The sequence below is a fragment of the Pseudomonas sp. PDM02 genome (genome assembly GCF_014852285.1).
Lineage (GTDB): Bacteria > Pseudomonadota > Gammaproteobacteria > Pseudomonadales > Pseudomonadaceae > Aquipseudomonas > Aquipseudomonas migulae.
In genome coordinates this window covers 297,830-315,459 of record NZ_JACVBL010000003.1, presented here as the reverse complement: position 1 = coordinate 315,459, position 17,630 = coordinate 297,830, and the positions used below count along the sequence as shown (strand labels likewise).

Annotated in this window: 16 protein-coding genes and 1 pseudogene; 5 read left to right on the top strand and 12 right to left on the bottom strand. The window is 59.1% G+C overall.

Annotation, left to right across the window (positions count from 1 at the left end):
• Window positions 1–280: 280 nt before the first annotated feature.
• From IB245_RS07775 to IB245_RS07765, 3 genes are all read right to left on the bottom strand, one after another.
• Complete coding sequence (locus IB245_RS07775; RefSeq protein ID WP_192227208.1) at window positions 281–1,582, bottom strand: NAD(P)/FAD-dependent oxidoreductase; 1,302 nt, start codon at window positions 1,580–1,582, stop codon at window positions 281–283.
• Window positions 1,579–2,667 (bottom strand): polyamine ABC transporter substrate-binding protein, encoded by a 1,089-nt coding sequence (locus IB245_RS07770; protein ID WP_008026423.1) that lies wholly within the window; start codon window positions 2,665–2,667, stop codon window positions 1,579–1,581. Before IB245_RS07770 ends, IB245_RS07775 begins: the two co-directional genes overlap by 4 nt.
• A gap of 144 nt (window positions 2,668–2,811) precedes the next feature.
• Window positions 2,812–4,170: a glutamine synthetase family protein gene (locus IB245_RS07765; protein WP_192227207.1), complete on the bottom strand. Its 1,359-nt coding sequence runs from the start codon at window positions 4,168–4,170 to the stop codon at window positions 2,812–2,814.
• 161 nt (window positions 4,171–4,331) lie between these two features.
• On the opposite strand from IB245_RS07765, the gene IB245_RS07760 reads away from it, so the two are divergent.
• Entirely contained in the window at window positions 4,332–5,252 is a 921-nt protein-coding gene (locus IB245_RS07760) for a helix-turn-helix domain-containing protein (protein WP_192227206.1), read from the top strand.
• A 12-nt stretch (window positions 5,253–5,264) separates the two neighbouring features.
• Here the strand turns inward: IB245_RS07760 and IB245_RS07755 are convergent, their stop codons facing one another.
• From IB245_RS07755 to IB245_RS07730, 6 genes are all read right to left on the bottom strand, one after another.
• Window positions 5,265–6,185, bottom strand: coding sequence for a MurR/RpiR family transcriptional regulator (locus tag IB245_RS07755; RefSeq protein ID WP_008041565.1), 921 nt, complete (start codon window positions 6,183–6,185; stop codon window positions 5,265–5,267).
• 120 nt (window positions 6,186–6,305) lie between these two features.
• Window positions 6,306–7,070: an ABC transporter ATP-binding protein gene (locus IB245_RS07750; protein ID WP_008026415.1), complete on the bottom strand. Its 765-nt coding sequence runs from the start codon at window positions 7,068–7,070 to the stop codon at window positions 6,306–6,308.
• Between the two features lie 18 nt (window positions 7,071–7,088).
• Entirely contained in the window at window positions 7,089–8,201 is a 1,113-nt protein-coding gene (locus tag IB245_RS07745; RefSeq protein ID WP_008026414.1) for a succinylglutamate desuccinylase/aspartoacylase family protein, read from the bottom strand.
• A gap of 9 nt (window positions 8,202–8,210) precedes the next feature.
• Complete coding sequence (locus tag IB245_RS07740) at window positions 8,211–8,909, bottom strand: ABC transporter permease (RefSeq protein ID WP_008026413.1); 699 nt, start codon at window positions 8,907–8,909, stop codon at window positions 8,211–8,213.
• Between the two features lie 13 nt (window positions 8,910–8,922).
• Entirely contained in the window at window positions 8,923–9,612 is a 690-nt protein-coding gene (locus IB245_RS07735) for an ABC transporter permease (RefSeq protein WP_008041551.1), read from the bottom strand.
• A gap of 92 nt (window positions 9,613–9,704) precedes the next feature.
• Window positions 9,705–10,481, bottom strand: coding sequence for an ABC transporter substrate-binding protein (locus IB245_RS07730; RefSeq protein WP_192227205.1), 777 nt, complete (start codon window positions 10,479–10,481; stop codon window positions 9,705–9,707).
• Window positions 10,482–10,757: 276 nt separating this feature from the next.
• Here IB245_RS07730 and IB245_RS07725 point away from each other — a divergent pair, with 276 nt between their 5' ends.
• Window positions 10,758–11,210, top strand: coding sequence for a YMGG-like glycine zipper-containing protein (locus IB245_RS07725; RefSeq protein ID WP_192227204.1), 453 nt, complete (start codon window positions 10,758–10,760; stop codon window positions 11,208–11,210).
• On the opposite strand, the gene IB245_RS07720 is transcribed toward IB245_RS07725, so the two are convergent.
• Genes IB245_RS07720 through IB245_RS07710 form a run of 3 tightly spaced genes read right to left on the bottom strand, consistent with a single transcriptional unit; the run spans window position 11,195 to window position 14,863 of the window.
• Window positions 11,195–12,220, bottom strand: a complete 1,026-nt coding sequence (locus tag IB245_RS07720; RefSeq protein WP_192227203.1) for a DUF2955 domain-containing protein — start codon at window positions 12,218–12,220, stop codon at window positions 11,195–11,197. The genes IB245_RS07725 and IB245_RS07720 overlap by 16 nt on opposite strands.
• Window positions 12,210–13,349, bottom strand: coding sequence for an HlyD family secretion protein (locus IB245_RS07715; protein WP_192227202.1), 1,140 nt, complete (start codon window positions 13,347–13,349; stop codon window positions 12,210–12,212). Before IB245_RS07715 ends, IB245_RS07720 begins: the two co-directional genes overlap by 11 nt.
• Complete coding sequence (locus IB245_RS07710; RefSeq protein ID WP_192227201.1) at window positions 13,346–14,863, bottom strand: efflux transporter outer membrane subunit; 1,518 nt, start codon at window positions 14,861–14,863, stop codon at window positions 13,346–13,348. Before IB245_RS07710 ends, IB245_RS07715 begins: the two co-directional genes overlap by 4 nt.
• Before the next feature lie 104 nt (window positions 14,864–14,967).
• Here IB245_RS07710 and IB245_RS07705 point away from each other — a divergent pair, with 104 nt between their 5' ends.
• The 3 genes and pseudogenes from IB245_RS07705 to IB245_RS07695 form a co-directional block, all read left to right on the top strand.
• On the top strand, window positions 14,968–15,474 hold the full coding sequence (locus tag IB245_RS07705; RefSeq protein WP_008041543.1) for a transporter suffix domain-containing protein: 507 nt from the start codon (window positions 14,968–14,970) through the stop codon (window positions 15,472–15,474).
• 68 nt (window positions 15,475–15,542) lie between these two features.
• Window positions 15,543–16,043, top strand: a complete 501-nt coding sequence (locus tag IB245_RS07700; RefSeq protein WP_192227200.1) for a cupin domain-containing protein — start codon at window positions 15,543–15,545, stop codon at window positions 16,041–16,043.
• A 220-nt stretch (window positions 16,044–16,263) separates the two neighbouring features.
• Window positions 16,264–17,181 (top strand): annotated as a pseudogene (locus IB245_RS07695) (site-specific integrase); the annotation flags it as partial.
• Window positions 17,182–17,630: the final 449 nt, after the last annotated feature.

Genomic DNA, 17,630 nt, shown 5'->3' with positions numbered 1-17,630 from the left:
GCGGCCGCCATCGCCAGCAAGCCGGCTCCTACAGGGTTTAGTGTTTGCCCGGTGGATCGGCTGCGCACGGCCATTGTAGGAGCCGGCTTGCCGGCGATTGGGCCTTGAGGCTTGCGGTTATGTTGAGGACGCCATCGCCAGCAAGCTGGCTCCTACAGGGTTTGGTGTTGACCCGGTGGATCGGCTGCGCACGGTTATTGTAGGAGCCGGCTTGCTGGCGATTGGGCCTTGAGGTTTGCGGTTATCTTGGGGGCGCCATCGCCAGCAAGGGGTGGGTGTTTTAGCCTAGGACTTCGCGCAGGCGATACCAGAACATGCCGAGGGCCAGCAGCGGTGAGCGCAGCTTCGGGCCGCCGGGGAAGGTCATGTGGGGCACGGCGCTGAATACGTCAAAGCCTTGGCTGTGCCCGGCATGAATCGCTTCGCCCAGCAGTTTGGCGCACCAATGGGTCACGTTCAGGCCGTGACCGGAATAACCCTGTGCGTAGAACACGTTCGGATGCTGACTCAAGCGCCCGACCTGCGGGAAGCGATTGGCGGTGATACCAATCTTGCCGCCCCATTGATAATCAATGCGCACATCGGCCAGCTGCGGGAACACCTTGAGCATTTGCGGGCGCATGTAGGCGGCGATGTCTGCCGGATCACGCCCGGAATAATGGCAGGCACCGCCGAACAGCAAACGCCGGTCCGCCGAAAGCCGGTAGTAATCCAGGCCGACTTTCTGGTCGCACAGTGCCAGGTTCTGCGGGATCAACTGCGTTGCGACGTCAGGCGCCAACGGCTCGGTGGCGATGATGTAGCTGCCCGCCGGAAGCACCTTGCCGCTGAGCTTCGGTTCGAGTTCGTCCAGGTGCGCGTTACACGCCAGCACCAGGCTGCCGGCGCGCACCGTGCCCCCGGCACAACGCACCTGCACGGTATTGCCATGAATCAACTCCAGCACCGGGCTCTGTTCGAAGATCTGCACCCCAAGCGATCGCGCCAGTCGCGCTTCGCCGAGCACCAGATTGAGCGGGTGCAAATGCCCCGAACCCATGTCCACCAGGCCACCGGCATACACGCCTGAATTCACTACGTGTTCACGGATCTGCTCCGGCCCGACCAATCGCGTTTCATGGGCGTAACCCGACTCGACAAGGCCTTCCTGCTCAGCCTTGAACGCCGCGAACTGTGCCTTGGTGTTGGCCAGTTCGCAAAAACCCCAGCGCAGGTCGCAATCGATGCCGTGCTCGCGGATGCGCTTGCCCACCAGCTCGACCGATTCGGTCCCCGCGCGCTCCAGGTAACGCACGCCTTCTACACCGATGTGCCGGGCGAAACCGCTGACGTCATGGCCAATGCCGCGGATCAACTGGCCACCGTTGCGCCCGCTGGCGCCCCAGCCGATCCGCCGGGCTTCCAACAAAATCACCGAGAGCCCGCGCTGGGCCAGTTCGATGGCCGTGTTGACCCCGGTAAACCCGCCGCCGATCACGCAGACATCGGCGACAAGGTCCTCTTCCAGCGCAGGGAAGGGCGTCAGCGTATGGGCCGATGCCGCGTAATATGAACGTGCATGTTCGAGGTTGTACTGATTCATTTGTTGGACTTCACTTTGCTCCAGGAACGGGTCATCAGCCGCATGATCGCCTGGGGCGGGGTGGTCGAGATGTAGAGTTTGTCGAGCACTTCCTGAGGCGGGTAAACCTCGGGATTGTTCACCAACTCAGGGTCCATGAATTGCTTGGCGGCCGGGTTGGGGTTGGCGTAACCGACCGAGGCGCTGACCTTGGCGATCACTTGTGGGTCGAGCAGGTAGTTGATGAAGGCGTGCGCCTCTTTCGTGTTGCTGGCGTCGGCAGGAATCGCCAGCAAATCGAACCACAGGTTGCTGCCTTCCTTCGGAATCGCGTAGGCGATGTTCACGCCGTTCTTGGCTTCCTTGGCGCGGTTGGCAGCCTGGAACACGTCGCCGGAATAACCGAACGCCACGCAGATGTCGCCGTTGGCCAGGTCCGACACGTACTTGGATGAGTGGAAGTAAGTGATGTAAGGCCGGATGCTCAGCAACTTGGCTTCGGCCTTCTTGTAGTCCTCGGGATTTTCGCTGCGAGGGTCCATGCCCATGTAGTTGAGGATCGCGGGGAAGACTTCATCCGCCGAGTCCATCATCGACACGCCACACTGGCTGAGCTTCTTGATATTTTCCGGTTCGAACAGCACGGCCCAGGAGTCGATGTGATCGATGCCCAGCACTTGCTTGACCTTGTCGACGTTGTAGCCGATGCCATTGGTGCCCCACAGGTAAGGCACCGAATGCTCGTTGCCCGGATCGTTTTTCTCCAGTAGCGCCAGCAGTTTCGGGTCGAGGTTCTTGAAGTTTGGCAGCTGTGCGCGATCCAGCTTGAGGAACGCGCCGGCCTTCACCTGGCGCGCGAGGAAGTGGTTGGACGGCACCACCACGTCATACCCGGTACGACCGGCGAGCAGTTTGCCCTCCAGGGTTTCGTTGGAATCGAAAACGTCGTAGATCACCTTGATTCCGGATTTGGCCTGAAAGTCGGCGAGGGTAGTTTCGCCGATGTAATCGGTCCAGTTGTAGACGCTGACCTGTGGTTGAGCCTGGGCAACAGCGCTGAACAGCAGGGCCAGCGCGACCGGGACCACGGATTTCAATAGACGCATATCGACACCTTTGGAGTTGTTGGATTCTTGTAGGAGCGAGGCTTGCCCGCGAAGGCGGACTGCCAGCCAACGGCGATGTTGAATGTGCTGGACTCTTCGCGGGCAAGCCTCGCTCCTACACGAATGTGTGATCTCGTGTGGTTTTCAGACGCTAAGAAGCAAAAACTCCCGCTCCCAGGAGCTGATCACGCGCTTGAAGTTCTCGTGCTCCGCTCGCTTGACCGCGACATAACCGCGGACAAACTTGCTGCCCAGATAACGCTCGATGGTTTCGCATTCTTCCATCTGCGTCAGCGCGTCTTCGATGGTGATTGGCAGGCGCAGGTTGCGTCGTTCGTAGGCCCGGCCCTGTACCGCAGCGCTCGGCTCGATGCGTTCGACCATGCCGAGGTAACCGCACAACAGGCTGGCGGCGATGGCCAGATACGGGTTGGCATCGGCGCCGGGCAAGCGGTTTTCCACGCGCATCGCCTCGGGACTGGAGGTCGGCACACGCAGGCCTACGGTACGGTTTTCCTCACCCCACTCGACGTTCACCGGCGCCGAGGTGTCCGGCAGGAAACGGCGGAACGAGTTCACGTTGGGCGCAAACATCGGCAGCACTTTGGGGATGTATTTCTGCAGGCCGCCGATGTAATGCAGGAACAGCTCGCTCATCTGCCCGTCGGCATTGGCGAAGATCGGCTGGCCGGTGGCGATGTCCACCACACTCTGGTGGATGTGCATGGCGCTGCCCGGCTCGTCGCCAATCGGCTTGGCCATGAACGTCGCCGCAACATTGTGCTTGAGCGCTGCCTCGCGCATGGTGCGTTTGAACACGGTGATCTGGTCGGCCAGGTCCAGCGCGTCGCCATGACGGAAATTGATTTCCATCTGCGCCGGGCCGTCTTCGTGGATCAGCGTGTCGAGGTCCAGGCCTTGCAATTCGCACCAGTCGTAGACGTCTTCAAACAGCGGGTCGAACTCGTTGGCGGCGTCGATGGAAAACGACTGACGACCACTTTCCGCACGGCCCGAACGGCCCATCGGCGCCTTGAGCGGCAAGTCCGGGTCTTCGCAGCGCTGGGTCAGATAAAACTCCATTTCCGGCGCGACAATCGGCCTCCAGCCTTTGTCGGTGTACAACTGCAAGACTTTCTTCAGCACGTTGCGCGGCGACAGTTCAATCGGGTTGCCGAACTTGTCGAAGGTGTCGTGGATCACGATTGCGGTGGGCTCAATGGCCCATGGGATCACGTACACCGCATCGGAAACCGGCTTGCACACCATGTCGATGTCGGCCGGGTCGAGCAGGTCGTAGTAGATGTCGTCGTCGACAAAGTCCCCGGTTACCGTTTGCAACAGCACACTTTCCGGCAGGCGCATGCCTCGCTCATGCAGGAACTTGTTGGTGGGCGCAATTTTGCCGCGTGCAATGCCGGTCAGGTCGCTGACGACACACTCGACTTCGGTAATCTTGTGATCTTTCAGCCACGTGAGCAGCTGATCGAAAGGGACATTCATAAAGACCTCGTTATTGGTTTTATTAACGCCGGGGAGGGTGGTTTCATCCGCCACACACTTCCCCTGGGACGCGTTGACGACTATCTTGGGCGAGCCTTGACGTTCCATCTATCCACTTTCAGCAGCACCAAAACGCACCAAACGAGTGCGTAAGGTCACCCATGACAGCGTGCAATCCATTACAGGTCCAAGCGTTCGATACCGCCGATGTCGCCGAGCAAATCCGCGCCACCCCCGGCTGGGTCCAGCATTACCAGCAGATGTCGCCGGGGCATTTCGCCGGGCGGGTGCGTTACCTCGACCTGCAGGGCGTAGAGATTTACGAAGAACACATGAACACCCGGGTCGAGCAGAATTTCAGCGCACCCGAGGGTGCACTGGCGTTCTGTTTCGATCGCAGTGACAACGCGCTGTACGTGCTGAATGAAGAAAGCCGCAACATCTGGATCACGCCGGAGAACTACCAGGAAATCGCCGTGGTGTTCGGGCCGGAGTTCGTTCAGCGTCACGGTCTGAATGTCGCCAGGCTCGAAGGTTTGTTCATGGCGCCGCTGAATTCGGGGCAGAACGCGCTGTTCAGTCGCTGGCTGAGCGGGACTCTGACCCGGTTGGCGCAAACCCTCGATCCGCCGAGCAAAGAGGCCTTGACCGAGCAGTTGCTGGAAGACTGCCTGTACATCCTCGACAACGCCTCGGTCTGCCTGGATCGCGGCGGTTTGCAGCGCCGCGCTGAAGAGCGGGCGGTGATGAAGCGCATTGGTGAATGGGCGGCCGATTCCCCGGAAGAAACCCTGAACCTGCTGGAGCTTTCCCGGGTTGCCGGGGTGTCATTGCGTCAGTTGCAGCACGCGTTCAAGGCGTACACCGGCATGACGCCGACTCATTGGCTGCGTCTGCGCCGACTCAACAGCGCCCACCGCGAACTGCTCAATCGCTCGCCTATGGAAACCACCGTGGCCGAAGTGGCGATGCAGTGGTCGTTCTGGCATTTGGGGCGGTTTTCCAGCAGCTACCGAGCGTTGTTCAAAGAGCTTCCCAGTCAGACCCTTGCGCGTAAAACCGGCCGGGCATCAAGCCGCTGAGCCGATCACTGCTCAGCGTGGCTTGGTTGCTTTGGGTGATTTAGTGCTGCCGGGGATGTGCAGGTAAGCCATGACGCTTTCGGTCAACTCGGTCGCCAGTTTGACGGCTTCCTTGTTGCGCGCCATCACCCCTGCGACCAACCCTTCGATCAAGGCGAGTACGGCGATGTTGGAACTGGTCATGACCGGGTGATCGGCCGGGGCGAACAGAACGTGATCGGCAACGCTGGTCAGCGGCGATGCAGGCGAATCGGTGATTGCCAGCACCTTGGCCCCGCGTTCATGGGCGAAACGGGCGAGTTGCAGGGTGTCGAGCGAGTAACGCGGCAGGGCAATCGCCAGCAAGACGTCCTGGTCGGTAATGGCGGCCAGACGGTAAGCGGCGTTTTCGTTACCGCCCTCCATGCTGATGGCGGTGGCGTCCGCACAGAACGGCATCAGGGTCGAGGCGGCGAGGCCGGCAAAATAGACGCTGTTGCCAAACCCCAGAATGTAGATTTTGCGTGCGTTGATCAGGCTGGTGACGAACGCTTCAAACGTGTCTTCATGGTTGTTGGTCGCCGCCGTCGCCAGGTTACTGGTGGCGCTCTGGATTTGTTCCTGCAGCCCAAACGCGCCGTCGGGGCGATGCGCCAGTTCGTTGCGCAGCTTGTCGACGGGGGAGACCATTTGCTGCAACGTCGCCACCAGCTCGGCCTTCATGCCGGTGTAGCCGCCGAGGTTCAGGGCTTTGGCCAGGCGGTTTACCGCTGCGGGCGAGGTGGACGTGACGTGAGCCATCTCTTCAATGGTCAGCGTCGCCGCCTTCAGCGGGTGGCGCAGAATAAAGTCGGCCACCTTGCGCAGTGACGGCGGCAACTCGGAGACGGTTTCCGCCAGTTTGCGCATGACCGGCGCGGCATAGACCGTGGTGTCTTTCGATGGGGTCGGCATATCCGGCTCAACATTTCCTGAGAATTAGAGAAGGCCTGGCATGAGGTTGGCGCGAGTGTATCCGAAGCCGGCCCTCGGCGTGCAGCGCAAGGGCGAGGGTCGGTGACGCAAACGCGCGGATTACTTCAAGCTGCCGGCCAAAAACTGTTGCAGCCGTTCGGACTGTGGTTTTACCAGCACCTCACGCGGATCACCGCGCTCTTCGACCAGGCCCTTATGCAGGAACACCAGTTGATTGGAGACTTCCCGGGCAAAACCCATTTCGTGGGTCACCACCACCATGGTGCGGCCTTCCTGAGCGAGGTCCTGCATGACCTTCAGCACCTCGCCGACCAGCTCGGGGTCGAGTGCCGACGTCGGTTCATCAAACAGCATCACTTCCGGTTCCATGGCCAACGCACGTGCGATCGCCACGCGCTGCTGCTCGCCACCCGACATATGCGCCGGCCACGCGTTCATGCGGTGCGCCACGCCAACTTTGTTCAAGTAATGCTCGGCCTTTTCCCGCGCTTCTTTCTTGCCCAGCCCCTGCACATGCACCGGGGCTTCCATGACGTTTTCAAGGGCACTCATGTGCGACCAGAGATTGAAGTGCTGAAACACCATCGACAGTCGCGAACGCATGCGCTGCAACTGCCGGGGTTCGGCAGCCTTCAGGCCACCGAGTTTGTTGTTCACCAGTTTGAGCTGCTCGCCATTGAGCACGATATTGCCCGCGTTCGGCTGTTCCAGCAGGTTGATGCAGCGCAGGAAGGTGCTTTTGCCTGAGCCGCTGGAACCGATGATGCTGATGACGTCGCCCGCTTTCGCTTCCAGGGATACGCCCTTGAGCACTTCGTGGGTGCCGTAGCTTTTGTGCAGGTTCTGGATTTCAAGTTTGTACATTCTGTTCACTCTCTGGTGTCAGTCGCTGAGTAAGCGGCCCTGGCGAATCAGGCGGGTGCCGGCGACTTTGGCCAGCCACAAACCGGGCTGGGCAAAACGCAGACGTTCGCGGGCATAAAGGATGCCGTCGGTGCTGGCGCGCACGATGCTGTGGCGATCGTTCAGCGGGTCAAGCACTTCAAACAGTGGATCGCCAACCTTGACCCGGGCGCCCAGCGGTTGCAGGAAACTCACCACACCAGGGTGCGGCGCGTAGGCGTATTGCGTCCCGGCGAATGGCGTTGCTTCACAAGCGGATATCGGGGCCTGGGGCCAGTCACCGCTGATCAGGCCTTGTTCGGCGAGATAGCCGAGAATGGCCTCCGCGCTGTCGACACATTGCTCGCGCTCGGTGTCGGCCATGCCACGCAATTCGATGGTCGTGGCCACGCACGCCATCGGGATAGCCGCTTCGGGAAACAGCTCGGCCAGGCGTAACCAAGGGATCGCACAGGCTTCATCGAAGGCGCTGCCGCCAGCATCTTCGGCCAGCAGGGCGGCACCGGCGCCCAGGCGTGCGGCCAATGAGCGCAAGCGTGGCCAGTGTTGCGGCATGGCATAAAGCAGCATGATTGATTCGAAGTCGCAGTGCAGGTCCAGCACCACGTCGGCGTCACACGCATGCTGCAACAGCAGGCGACGCAGGCCATCGAGTTCCGAAGTGGCTGGCGGTATGTCGGCGAGGACATCGGCCATGGCGCGACGGATCAGCGCGGTGTTGACGTCAGCGTCGGCGCCCAGTTGGCCTTTCACCAATGCGGCCACGGCTTCGGTCAACTCGGGAAAATCACGATTGAAATTCTTGCCGCTGGAGAACTCGAAGCGACCTTGGTGGGTCGCCTGGAACATCTGGGCGATGCCGATGGGGTTGGACATCGGCACCAACTCGACGACCCCGTTCAGGCGACCTTGCTCTTCCAGGACCCGCAGACGACGTTTGAGTTCCACCGCCACGCGCATCCCCGGCAACTCGTCGGCATGCAGGGAGGCCTGGATGTAAGCCTTGCGCGGCCCGCTGCCAAAGCGAAACAGTGACAGGCGCCGCTCGGTGCCCGAAGCACTCCACGGCAACAGGTATTCAATGTGCTCCATAACAGCTCCTTAATGCTTGCGCGGTGCCAGGTATGCCAGCCAGCGGCGCTCGGCCAACTTGAACAGACGAACCAGGATGAAGGTCAGGGCCAGGTAGATAAGGCCGGCAGTGATGAACGCCTCGAACGGCAGGTAGAACCGCGAACTGACTGTTCGCGCGGCCCCAGTGATATCCACCAGCGTGACGATCGACGCCAGGCTGGTGGTTTGCAGCATCATCAGCACTTCGTTGCTGTACTGCGGCAGCGCCCGGCGCAAGGCCGACGGCAGCAGAATGCGGCGGTACAAGGTCACGCGCGACATGCCCATGGCTTTGGCCGCTTCGATCTCGCCGTGAGCCGTGGCCTTCAAACTGCCGGCCAGCAACTCCGCGCTGTAGGCACTGGTGTTGATCGCGAAGGCCAGGCACGCGCAAAAAGTGGCACTGGACAGGTAGGGCCAGAGCGCGCTTTGGCGTACCGATTCGAACTGCGCCAGGCCGTAATAAATCAGGAACAACTGCACCAGCATGGGCGTGCCGCGGATCACGTAGGTGTAAAGCCAGGCCGGAAAGTTGATCAGCGGCGATCGAGACACCCGCATCAACGCCAGCGGAACGGCCAGGACCAGGCCGAAGGCCAGGGAAATCAGCAGCACTTTCAGCGTCACCAGGATGCCGTTGAAATACAGCGGCAGGTTTTCCCAGATCAGGTTGTAGTCGAGCATCATTGGTTGCTCCCCCTCACAGTTCGGCGGCTTTGATGCCGACCGAGTAGTGTTTTTCCAGATAGCGCAGCACCAGCAATGACAGGCTGGTCAGCATCAGATAGAGCGCCGCCACCGCGAGGAAAAAGGTAAACGGCTGGTGGGTGGCGTCCGCAGCGTTCTTGGCTTTGAACATCATGTCCTGCAAGCCGATGACCGAGATCAGCGCGGTGGATTTGGTCAGCACCAGCCAGTTGTTGGTGAAGCCGGGAAGGGCGAATCGAATCATCTGCGGCACCAGAATTCGCCAGAACACTTGCGTGCCCCTCATGCCATAAGCGGCACCAGCCTCGGCCTGGCCTTTAGGGATCGCCATAAAGGCACCGCGAAAGGTCTCCGACAGGTAGGCACCAAAAATGAAACCCATGGTGCAGACACCGGCGATAAAGGGATTGATATCGATATAGCGGGTGTAACCGAGCGCAAGAGCGACGCGATTCACCAGATCCTGGCCGCCGTAGAAAATCAGCAGGATCAACACCAGGTCGGGAATGCCCCGAATCAGGGTGGTATAACTTTCGCCCAGCATCGCCAGCCATTTCAGTGGCGACAAACGAAAGGCCGCTCCCAGCAGACCCAATGCTATCGCCATGGCCATGGAAGTCAGGGCCAGGTTAACGGTCAGCCAGGCGCCATCGAGAATGCTCGATCCGTAGCCGTGAAGCATGATGAAGTTCCTCAAGCGAGCGCGGTGAGGCGCGCAAACAAGCCCAAAGCGACGCCTTCCCGGGGGCCGGCGCCAGAGTGGCGGGTGAAGGCTTATTCGCCGTAGATATCGAACGCGAAGTACTTGCTCATCACTTGCTGGTACTTGCCATTTTCGCGGATGGCGTCAATGGCGGCACTCAGGCGGGCAACGTTGGCACTGTCACCTTTACGCACCGCGATCCCGGCGCCCCGACCGAAGTATTTCGGGTCGTTGATGTCCGGCCCCACCAGGGTGAAATCCTTGCCCGCCGCGGTTTTGATAAAGCTTTCGTTGGTGTTGACGATGTCGGCCAGCGTCGCGTCCAGACGGCCCGATGCCAGGTCCAGGAACGCTTCATTCTGCGAGGAATAGCGCACCACCTCGATCCCGCGTTCCGCCAGTTGTTCGGTGGCGAAACGGTCGTAAGTCGAGGCGCGTTGCACGCCGACTTTCTTGCCTTTGAGATCAATCAGCGGGTCGTTGATCACGTTGCCGGCCTTCATCGCGAACTTGCCCGGCGTGTGGTAGTACTTTTTGCTGAAGTCGACCGACTTCATCCGGTCTTCGGTAATCGACATCGACGACAGCACGGCGTCGATCTTGCGCACTTTGAGTGACGGGATCATGCCGTCGAACTCCTGGATGACCCACTCGCATTTGATCTTCATTTCTTCGCACAGGGCATTGCCGATGTCGTAGTCGAAACCGCTGACGTTGCCCTCCGGTGTCTTGAAGGAGAAGGGAGGGTAAGCGGCTTCGATACCGATACGCAGGCTGTCTTCGTCGGCATGCGCCAGGAAGCTTGTTGCGCACAGTGCCATGGCGCCTAGAAGTGCTCTTTTGTTCATTTTGTTGACTCCTTGAAGGGGCGTTTGGGTGGTCCGGGTAGAAGCCGTCCGATCTGGCGATGTCGCAGTCCCTGAAATGTGTGCAGCTATAATTGACACGTTTTATTTCATAATGCAACTGCGTGAAAATAAACATATCATTACAGGGCGCACAAATTCTCGGCGTGCATGACTCCGAAACCGCTGTGTAGTGAGGGCCGTCAGTCACCCGTCGGAAGAGGGGGAGCGGGGGTGATCTACACTCTTGATGGCTGAGAAAAATGCCAGGAGGTTTTCATGAACAGGTTGTCTTGCATTGGCCTGTGTCTCGCGCTGTCGGTTGTCGCTACTCAGAGTCGGGCAGAAACGGTTGTGCCGATGAAAGGGCAGAACTCGCAACAGACACAGCTGGACATCAATGAGTGCCACAACGTGGCCGCCAGTCAGAGTTCATCGACGCAGCCAACATCCGGTGGCCGCCTGAAAGGCGCGGCGGTCGGTGCCGCTGCAGGAGCCGCTGGAGCTCAGGTTCGCGGGCGCCAGCACGACGAGTTTTATGACCGCGTCGATGATGATGTAACGCAGGATTATCGGCAGAATCGCGCCAAAGAGACGGCGGCGGCAGGCGCGGTGGTCGGTGGCTCGCGTCAACGCCAGGAGCGCCGGGCGCAGCAGAAAACCGCCGCTTCGACCAGCTCGACGGCCTATACCAGTTGCCTGCAAGGTAAGGGGTATCAGGTCAATCCCTGAGCGTGTTTTGGCGGTCGCTGATCCAGCAGATACACCATCAGGCAGGCATACAGCGTCACCAGAATGAACAGTCCCATGCGCACGGCGAACGCGGTGTAGACGTCCTTGCCTGCGATGCTGTCCTGCACCGACTGGCCCAGCAGAATGATCATCGTGATCAGGCTGTTGAGCCAGAACCCCGGGGTTAAACTTGTCGGGCTCAGCGCGTAGAGCTTGCGCGCAATGATCAGACCGAACAGCAGCATCCACAGGAAAAACATCCAGAGGTGCACAAACAGGCTGAGTGCACTCCAGAACAGCACCGCCAGCACACCGGCGAGCAGGGTCGAACCGACCAGTTCGCGACCGGCGTTGCGGGCTGTGGTGGAACTCTGCTGACCCAGGCCGACCGCCTTCAGGATGATCGGCAGATAGCTTGCCGGATCGATCAATGCCAGTAAAAACGCCGGCAGCACAATCAGGGTTGCACGCAGCGCCACGCGGCTGACTTCTTCGGCCGGCATCGGCGGCGCGACTGGCGGCGACGGCGCGTTGGCAGGCTCAGGAAACAGCCAATGACTCAGCCCGACCACCATCACGGCCAGCAGCAATCCTTTGACCAGCGCCCCGATGACCGTCGCCGCGAGGTCGAACTCGGCGACACCGGCCGAGGAAATCATGGTCAGGCCGATCACCAGGAACGTGACGATCAAATTGTTGCCGCCGCGCAGCCCAAAACGAAACACCATAAACAGGCACACGCCGATCAACAGTACGCCGCTGACCGGGTAATAACGCAGGATCGGAATCAGCAACAGGCCGACACCAGTGGTCAACATTGCGATCAGCGCAAGCGCCAGTCCAGCCTTAAACGGCAGCGGACGATTGACGCTGGCGAGCAGCAACAACGCCAGCACCGGCGCGATGAACGGAATCGGCAATCCCAAACCGAAACTGGCCGCCAGACACATCGCGGTGCCGGTGGCCAGGCGCAATGCGCGCTGCTCCCGGGGCGTGCGCTCAGTAGGCATACGACAGCCAGCTCATCAGGCCCACAAACAAGCGGCCGAGTGGATTCAACGGATTGCCCTCGGTGGGGAACGCCATGACTTCAGCCTGACCACCGGTACGAATGGCGCGACTGTCTTGCAGTTTGGCCATCGAGTCTTCGGAAAACTCGATGATCACCGGAAAGCGTTGCGCCGGGCGCAGCCAGTCACGGCTGTTTTGCACAGTGGGCAACGTACCGGGCGGCGGCGTCTGACCGACACTGACGCCGTAACCGACACTGCGCACGCGCCCGTCGAACACCTCGCCCGGCAGCGCATCCAGAACGATTGCCACCGGCGTATCGACCCTGACCCGGCCGAGGTTGTTTTCGGTCATGTCCGCGCTGATCCAGACATCGTGGATCGCGATCAGCGTCATCACCGGAGTGCCAACGGCAGCGAACTGCCCGGCGTCAGTGCGCAGGTCGGTGATCAAACCGGCCGAACGCGCACGAATCTGCGTATTGGCCAGATCCAGTTCGGCTTTCGACAACGCGGTGGCTGCGCTGCGCAGCAAGGCGTTCTCTTCCTCGCTGCCACCTTCCTGTTCACGCGCGCGCTGGACTTCGGCACGGGCAGCGGCGACCTGGCTGACCGCTTGTTCGCGGTTGGCCCGAGACACTTCGAGCAGGCGCACGGAAATGGTCCCGGGGTCATCGCGGTACAAACCTTCAAGGCGCTGATTGTCCTGGCGAGCCTTGAGTTCGTTGGCTTGTGCAGCGCGCAAATTGGCCTGGGCCGAGGCAATGCCGGCGGTACTGGCGCCGATCTGGCGACGTGTCGACTCAAGGTCTGCGCGCGCACGATCGACGGCGATCTGATAAGGCTGAGGATCGACCTCGAACAGCACGTCTCCCGCCTTCACGTCCTGATTGTTGCGCACGTTGACGCGAATGACCCGACCGGCCACTTCCGCGGCCACCGGAATGACGAAAGCACCGACCCGAGCCTGTTGCGTATAAGGCGTGTAGCGGTCGGCCAACAGGTACCAGGCCAGGCTCAGGAGGATCAATAGCAGCACCCACTTGAGCCCTTTTTTCGCCGGGTCGGCAGGCGGTTCCGGCGCCTTGGAGGAGGGCGCCTCAGGGGAGGGTTGCGCGGCATCACTCATGGTCCGTTACCTTTTTTGGCGGCTGCGGGCTCATCCAGTAAATCGCCCCAGTCCGTGCGTTTTTTCATGTCCTGGCGGGTGGCCGGATCAACGATCGGCTGGGCGCTGTACCAACCGCCGCCCAGCGCCTTATACAGCGCGATCACATTGCTCACGGCATTGCTGCGGCTGACCAGGTAATTGTCCTGTTGCTCCAGCAATGCGCGTTGCGCGTCCAGCACCCGCTGAAAGTCGGAATAGCCTTCGCGATACTGGGCGCTCGCCAGCACCAACGAACGTTTGGCGGCGACTTCAGCCTCACGCAGGATGCTTTCGCGCTCCAGGGATTTGATCAGCCCATTGGCGGCGTCATCTGCCTCGCGAGCCGCCTGGCGAACCTTGTCGCGGTAAGCCTCGATCAACTGCTGCAACCGCGCATCCTGCACGCGCACGTTGTTGCTGATCTGGCCATGGTCGAACAGGTTCCAGCGCAGGCTGGGGCCACCGATCAGGTCCAGACTTCTCGAGGTGCCATTGAGCGTGTCGGCCGACCAGACGATGCTGCCCAATAAGGTCAGCGACGGGTAGAAATCGCTTTCGGCCACACCGATCAAGGCCGACTGGGCCGCGACATTCAGTTCAGCAGCGCGTACATCGGGGCGTCGCAGCAGCAGATTGGCCGGGACGTCCTGCAGCACGGCGCGGTCGACCAGCGGGATCAGTCCTTCATTGTCGATGAGTTGCGGTAGCGCACCGGGCGGCTGGCCAATCAATACCGCCAACGCATTGCGCGTGCGCAGCAACTGATCCTCGAAGCTGGGGATGGTGCTCAGGGTGCCCAGGTATTGTGTCCTGGCTTGCTGCAAGTCGAGTTCGGCTTGTTGGCCGCTGTTGAACAGCTTTTCGGTGATCTCGAAATTACGCTTTTGCTGTTTGGCGTTTTCCCTTGCAACCCGCAAGCGTGCCTCGGTGGTGCGCAACAAGAAGTACGTATCCGCCAGCTGCGCGCGCAGCAGCACGAGCACGTCTTCATAGTTGGCATGGGCGGCGAAGTAACTGGCATCGGCCGACTCGATCGCTCGGCTGAAACGCCCCCAGAAATCCAGCTCCCAGCCAATGTCGAACCCGGCACTGTGCTGCCAGAAATGGCTGTCCTGAGGATTGTTCCCGCCGGATTGTCGGCGGTTGAAGTACAGACTGTCGGCGCTGGCTTGCTGCAGTTGCGGATAGCGTCCGCTTTGGGCAATCCCCAATTGCGCACGAGCCTCCATGACCCGTAGACCAGCGATTTTCAGATCCGAATTGTTCGTATCCGCTTCGGCAATCAGACGATCGAGGACGGGATCACCGAAGACTTGCCACCACTGACGCAAATCCGGGTTCAGGCTGCGTTGACTGGATTGCTCAAGGGCAGGGGAGCTCCAGTGCTCGATCCACGTGGGCTTTGGCGACTGAAAATCCGGCCCCAGACGTACGCAGCCACTCAAGCCGAGCACACCCAGCAGCAACAGTTGTCCCGATCGCGTCAGATGCATGCATGTTTTCCAGCCAAGGAAGTTCACAGGAGCATAGACGTCCAAATGATCAACTGACTGCTAAGCTGTCCAAACATCTGACCCTTTTAACAGGTACGACAGCCATGAATGCACCCCATACCGCTGGATGGCGATTCAAACTGGGCATCGCGATCATTTGTCTGATGCTCGGCTCCTGGCTGTTGGTGCCGATCATGGCGGCAACCGACATGCCGGGTTCCAAAATCGCCGCGCTGACCGGCGTCCTGTTTATCAGTAACAAAGTGCTGTTGATTATCGTCATTGCTGTCATGGGCAAGGCGGGGTTTCAGCAGCTTAAAAGCACTGTATTTGGTTACGTGTCTAAACTGGCACCGGCAACCGACACCGAAGTTGGGCCATGGCGTCATTGGATCGGTGTCGTGATGTTTTGTCTGCCGCTGATTTCGGCATTTCTGGAACCCTATGTAGACAGTATCTGGCCCGGACTCAGGCCCAACATCTGGCAGCTCCAGGCGTTGGGCGACTTGATGTTGATCGGCAGCTTTTTTGTACTGGGGGGAAACTTCTGGGAAAAAGTGCGCGCATTGTTCATTCGAACCGCGCGAGTGGTGAACACCAGTGCAGTGTGATTATTGATTAACTTAACTAAAGGGCTATTTAGTATAGCTATTTGCCATCATGGCATTCGGAGCAGCCATTGCAGCTAAACAGTGAAGCACTCGTGACCGCGCTTAACCTTGAACCGCATCTCGAAGGTGGCTACTACCGAAGAACCTATCAGGCTGATCAACAGCCTTTGGTCGAGACGATTGGTGGTCCACGTTACACGATGAGCTCCATCTATTACCTGTTGACCACAGATTCGCCCGTCGGCCAGTTTCACCTGAACCGATCCGACATCATGCATTACTACCACTTGGGCGACGCGATTGAGTACAGCCTGATTTTCCCGGACGGCACATTAAAAACTGTCGTGATGGGCAGCGACGTTTTGGCCGGAGAATGTTTGCAGCTGCTTGTACCAGGCGGCATCTGGAAAGCTTCGCGGTTGATGAAGGGATCGACGGGATTCGGTTTGATCAGTGAAGCGGTAACACCAGAGTTTCATTTTGCGGACATGGAAATGGGCGACAGGAAAAAGCTCAGCGAAGAATTTCCAGAGCATGGAGCGCTGATTGAGCAACTGACGAGAGATTGAGGATCGAGGGGGAATCGGTGCTTCAAAATCTGCGTGCAACCGGGCTGATCTCGAAACACATTGTTACGTGTAATGTATATTATGTTAAACCAGAGGCCATGTTAGAAATGTTCATGAGCCTCGTAAGGCACTGATTCGACAAACCCACTTCTGACGTCCACTCTTTAAACGGGCCATATCCTTTGTGTTCATGGTGAACCATTGAATGAGGTGGCTGCCGATGAAGCTGATTCAAGGTCGCTTCTCTTCAGGTCAGCGTGTACCGCTGCTCGTGCAAGCTGGTAATGCGGCTCCGTTGCCCATACTCGTTCCGTTCATCTACGTCCAACTCAAACTCAGGCACCGCGCTTACAATACGGCGGCAGCGCATCTGCGAGCGATCCAGGCTTTCTATAGCTATGTCAAAAGCCGAGATCTGGATATCGATGAGGCCATCTTGGCCTGCCACTTCGAGGCGATTCTGGCTTTACTGGACGGTTACGCCATCTCGCTCCAAAGCGGCCGTCTAGCCGACAACCTGGTCGCCCGTATCGTCAAAGCTGAAACGACACCTTTGCCGCAGATCGATCCGCGTACCCGTGACCAGTACCTGCGGTTGCTGAAGCAATACCTGTCCTGGTGCGTCACCCGTTACATTCCGCGCGCCCGTCAGAACTCAACCACCCTGGCTAACATCGAAGTTGTATTTGCAGATGTCGCCGACGTCATTGAGCGGCGCTTTGAGAGCCATATCATCTATGTTCGTCCCGGCCGCACTCGTTACCGCAGCCTGACAGATACGCAACTCCAGATCATTCGCACATTCATTGTCCCGGGCGCTGCGGAGAATCCGTTTCCGGAACGACTGCAGTTGCGCAATTGGCTAATGATTGAATTGCTGCTGGAGACTGGTATCCGCCGCGGAGAGCTTCTGAAGCTCTACACCACCGATATCAATCAGGGTTCTCAGCAAGCTTATCTCAGCATCAATGACCGCGAACATGACCCCGGAGATCCGCGCGCTGAAGAGCCTGCACTGAAAACACACGGGCGGACCGTAGGTATCTCGACACAGTTGTATGAGGTCTACGAGCGCTATATTCAGAGCGAGCGACGCCCAGTGCGTGACGGAAAACCGATGAAATTGCAGTACCGATATTGCCAGCTCTTAATTTGTCGAACCAGTCGAGCAAAATTTCCAGTTCCTCTCCAGTGACGCTTTCGTCCTCACTCAGTCGTTCGATGATTCCTTTAACTCGTCCTTCTAAGCCGCTAAAGTTATTGTTGCAGGTGTCACACGCTGGAAATGTGTAATTCTTACCGGGGAAGATAATCTCCTTCCCCGTGACCCAGTTCGTACCAACGCTCGTGTCCTTAGAGTGGAAGCCAGTCATTTTTAGCAGCCACTGCGGATAAATGTGCTCTTTTGTCCTTGATTCTGGCGAGTTCCCACAGAAAATACATTGCGCTGCCACTCTATGCACCTTATAAGAGCTGATGAATAAAAACTTTAGACCGGGTAAAGGCCTGCAGCTAAAATCATAACAAATTTATATGCCCGCAGGTAGTGCTCGCGGATAATATTGCCTTTAAATTTTGTTATGCTAG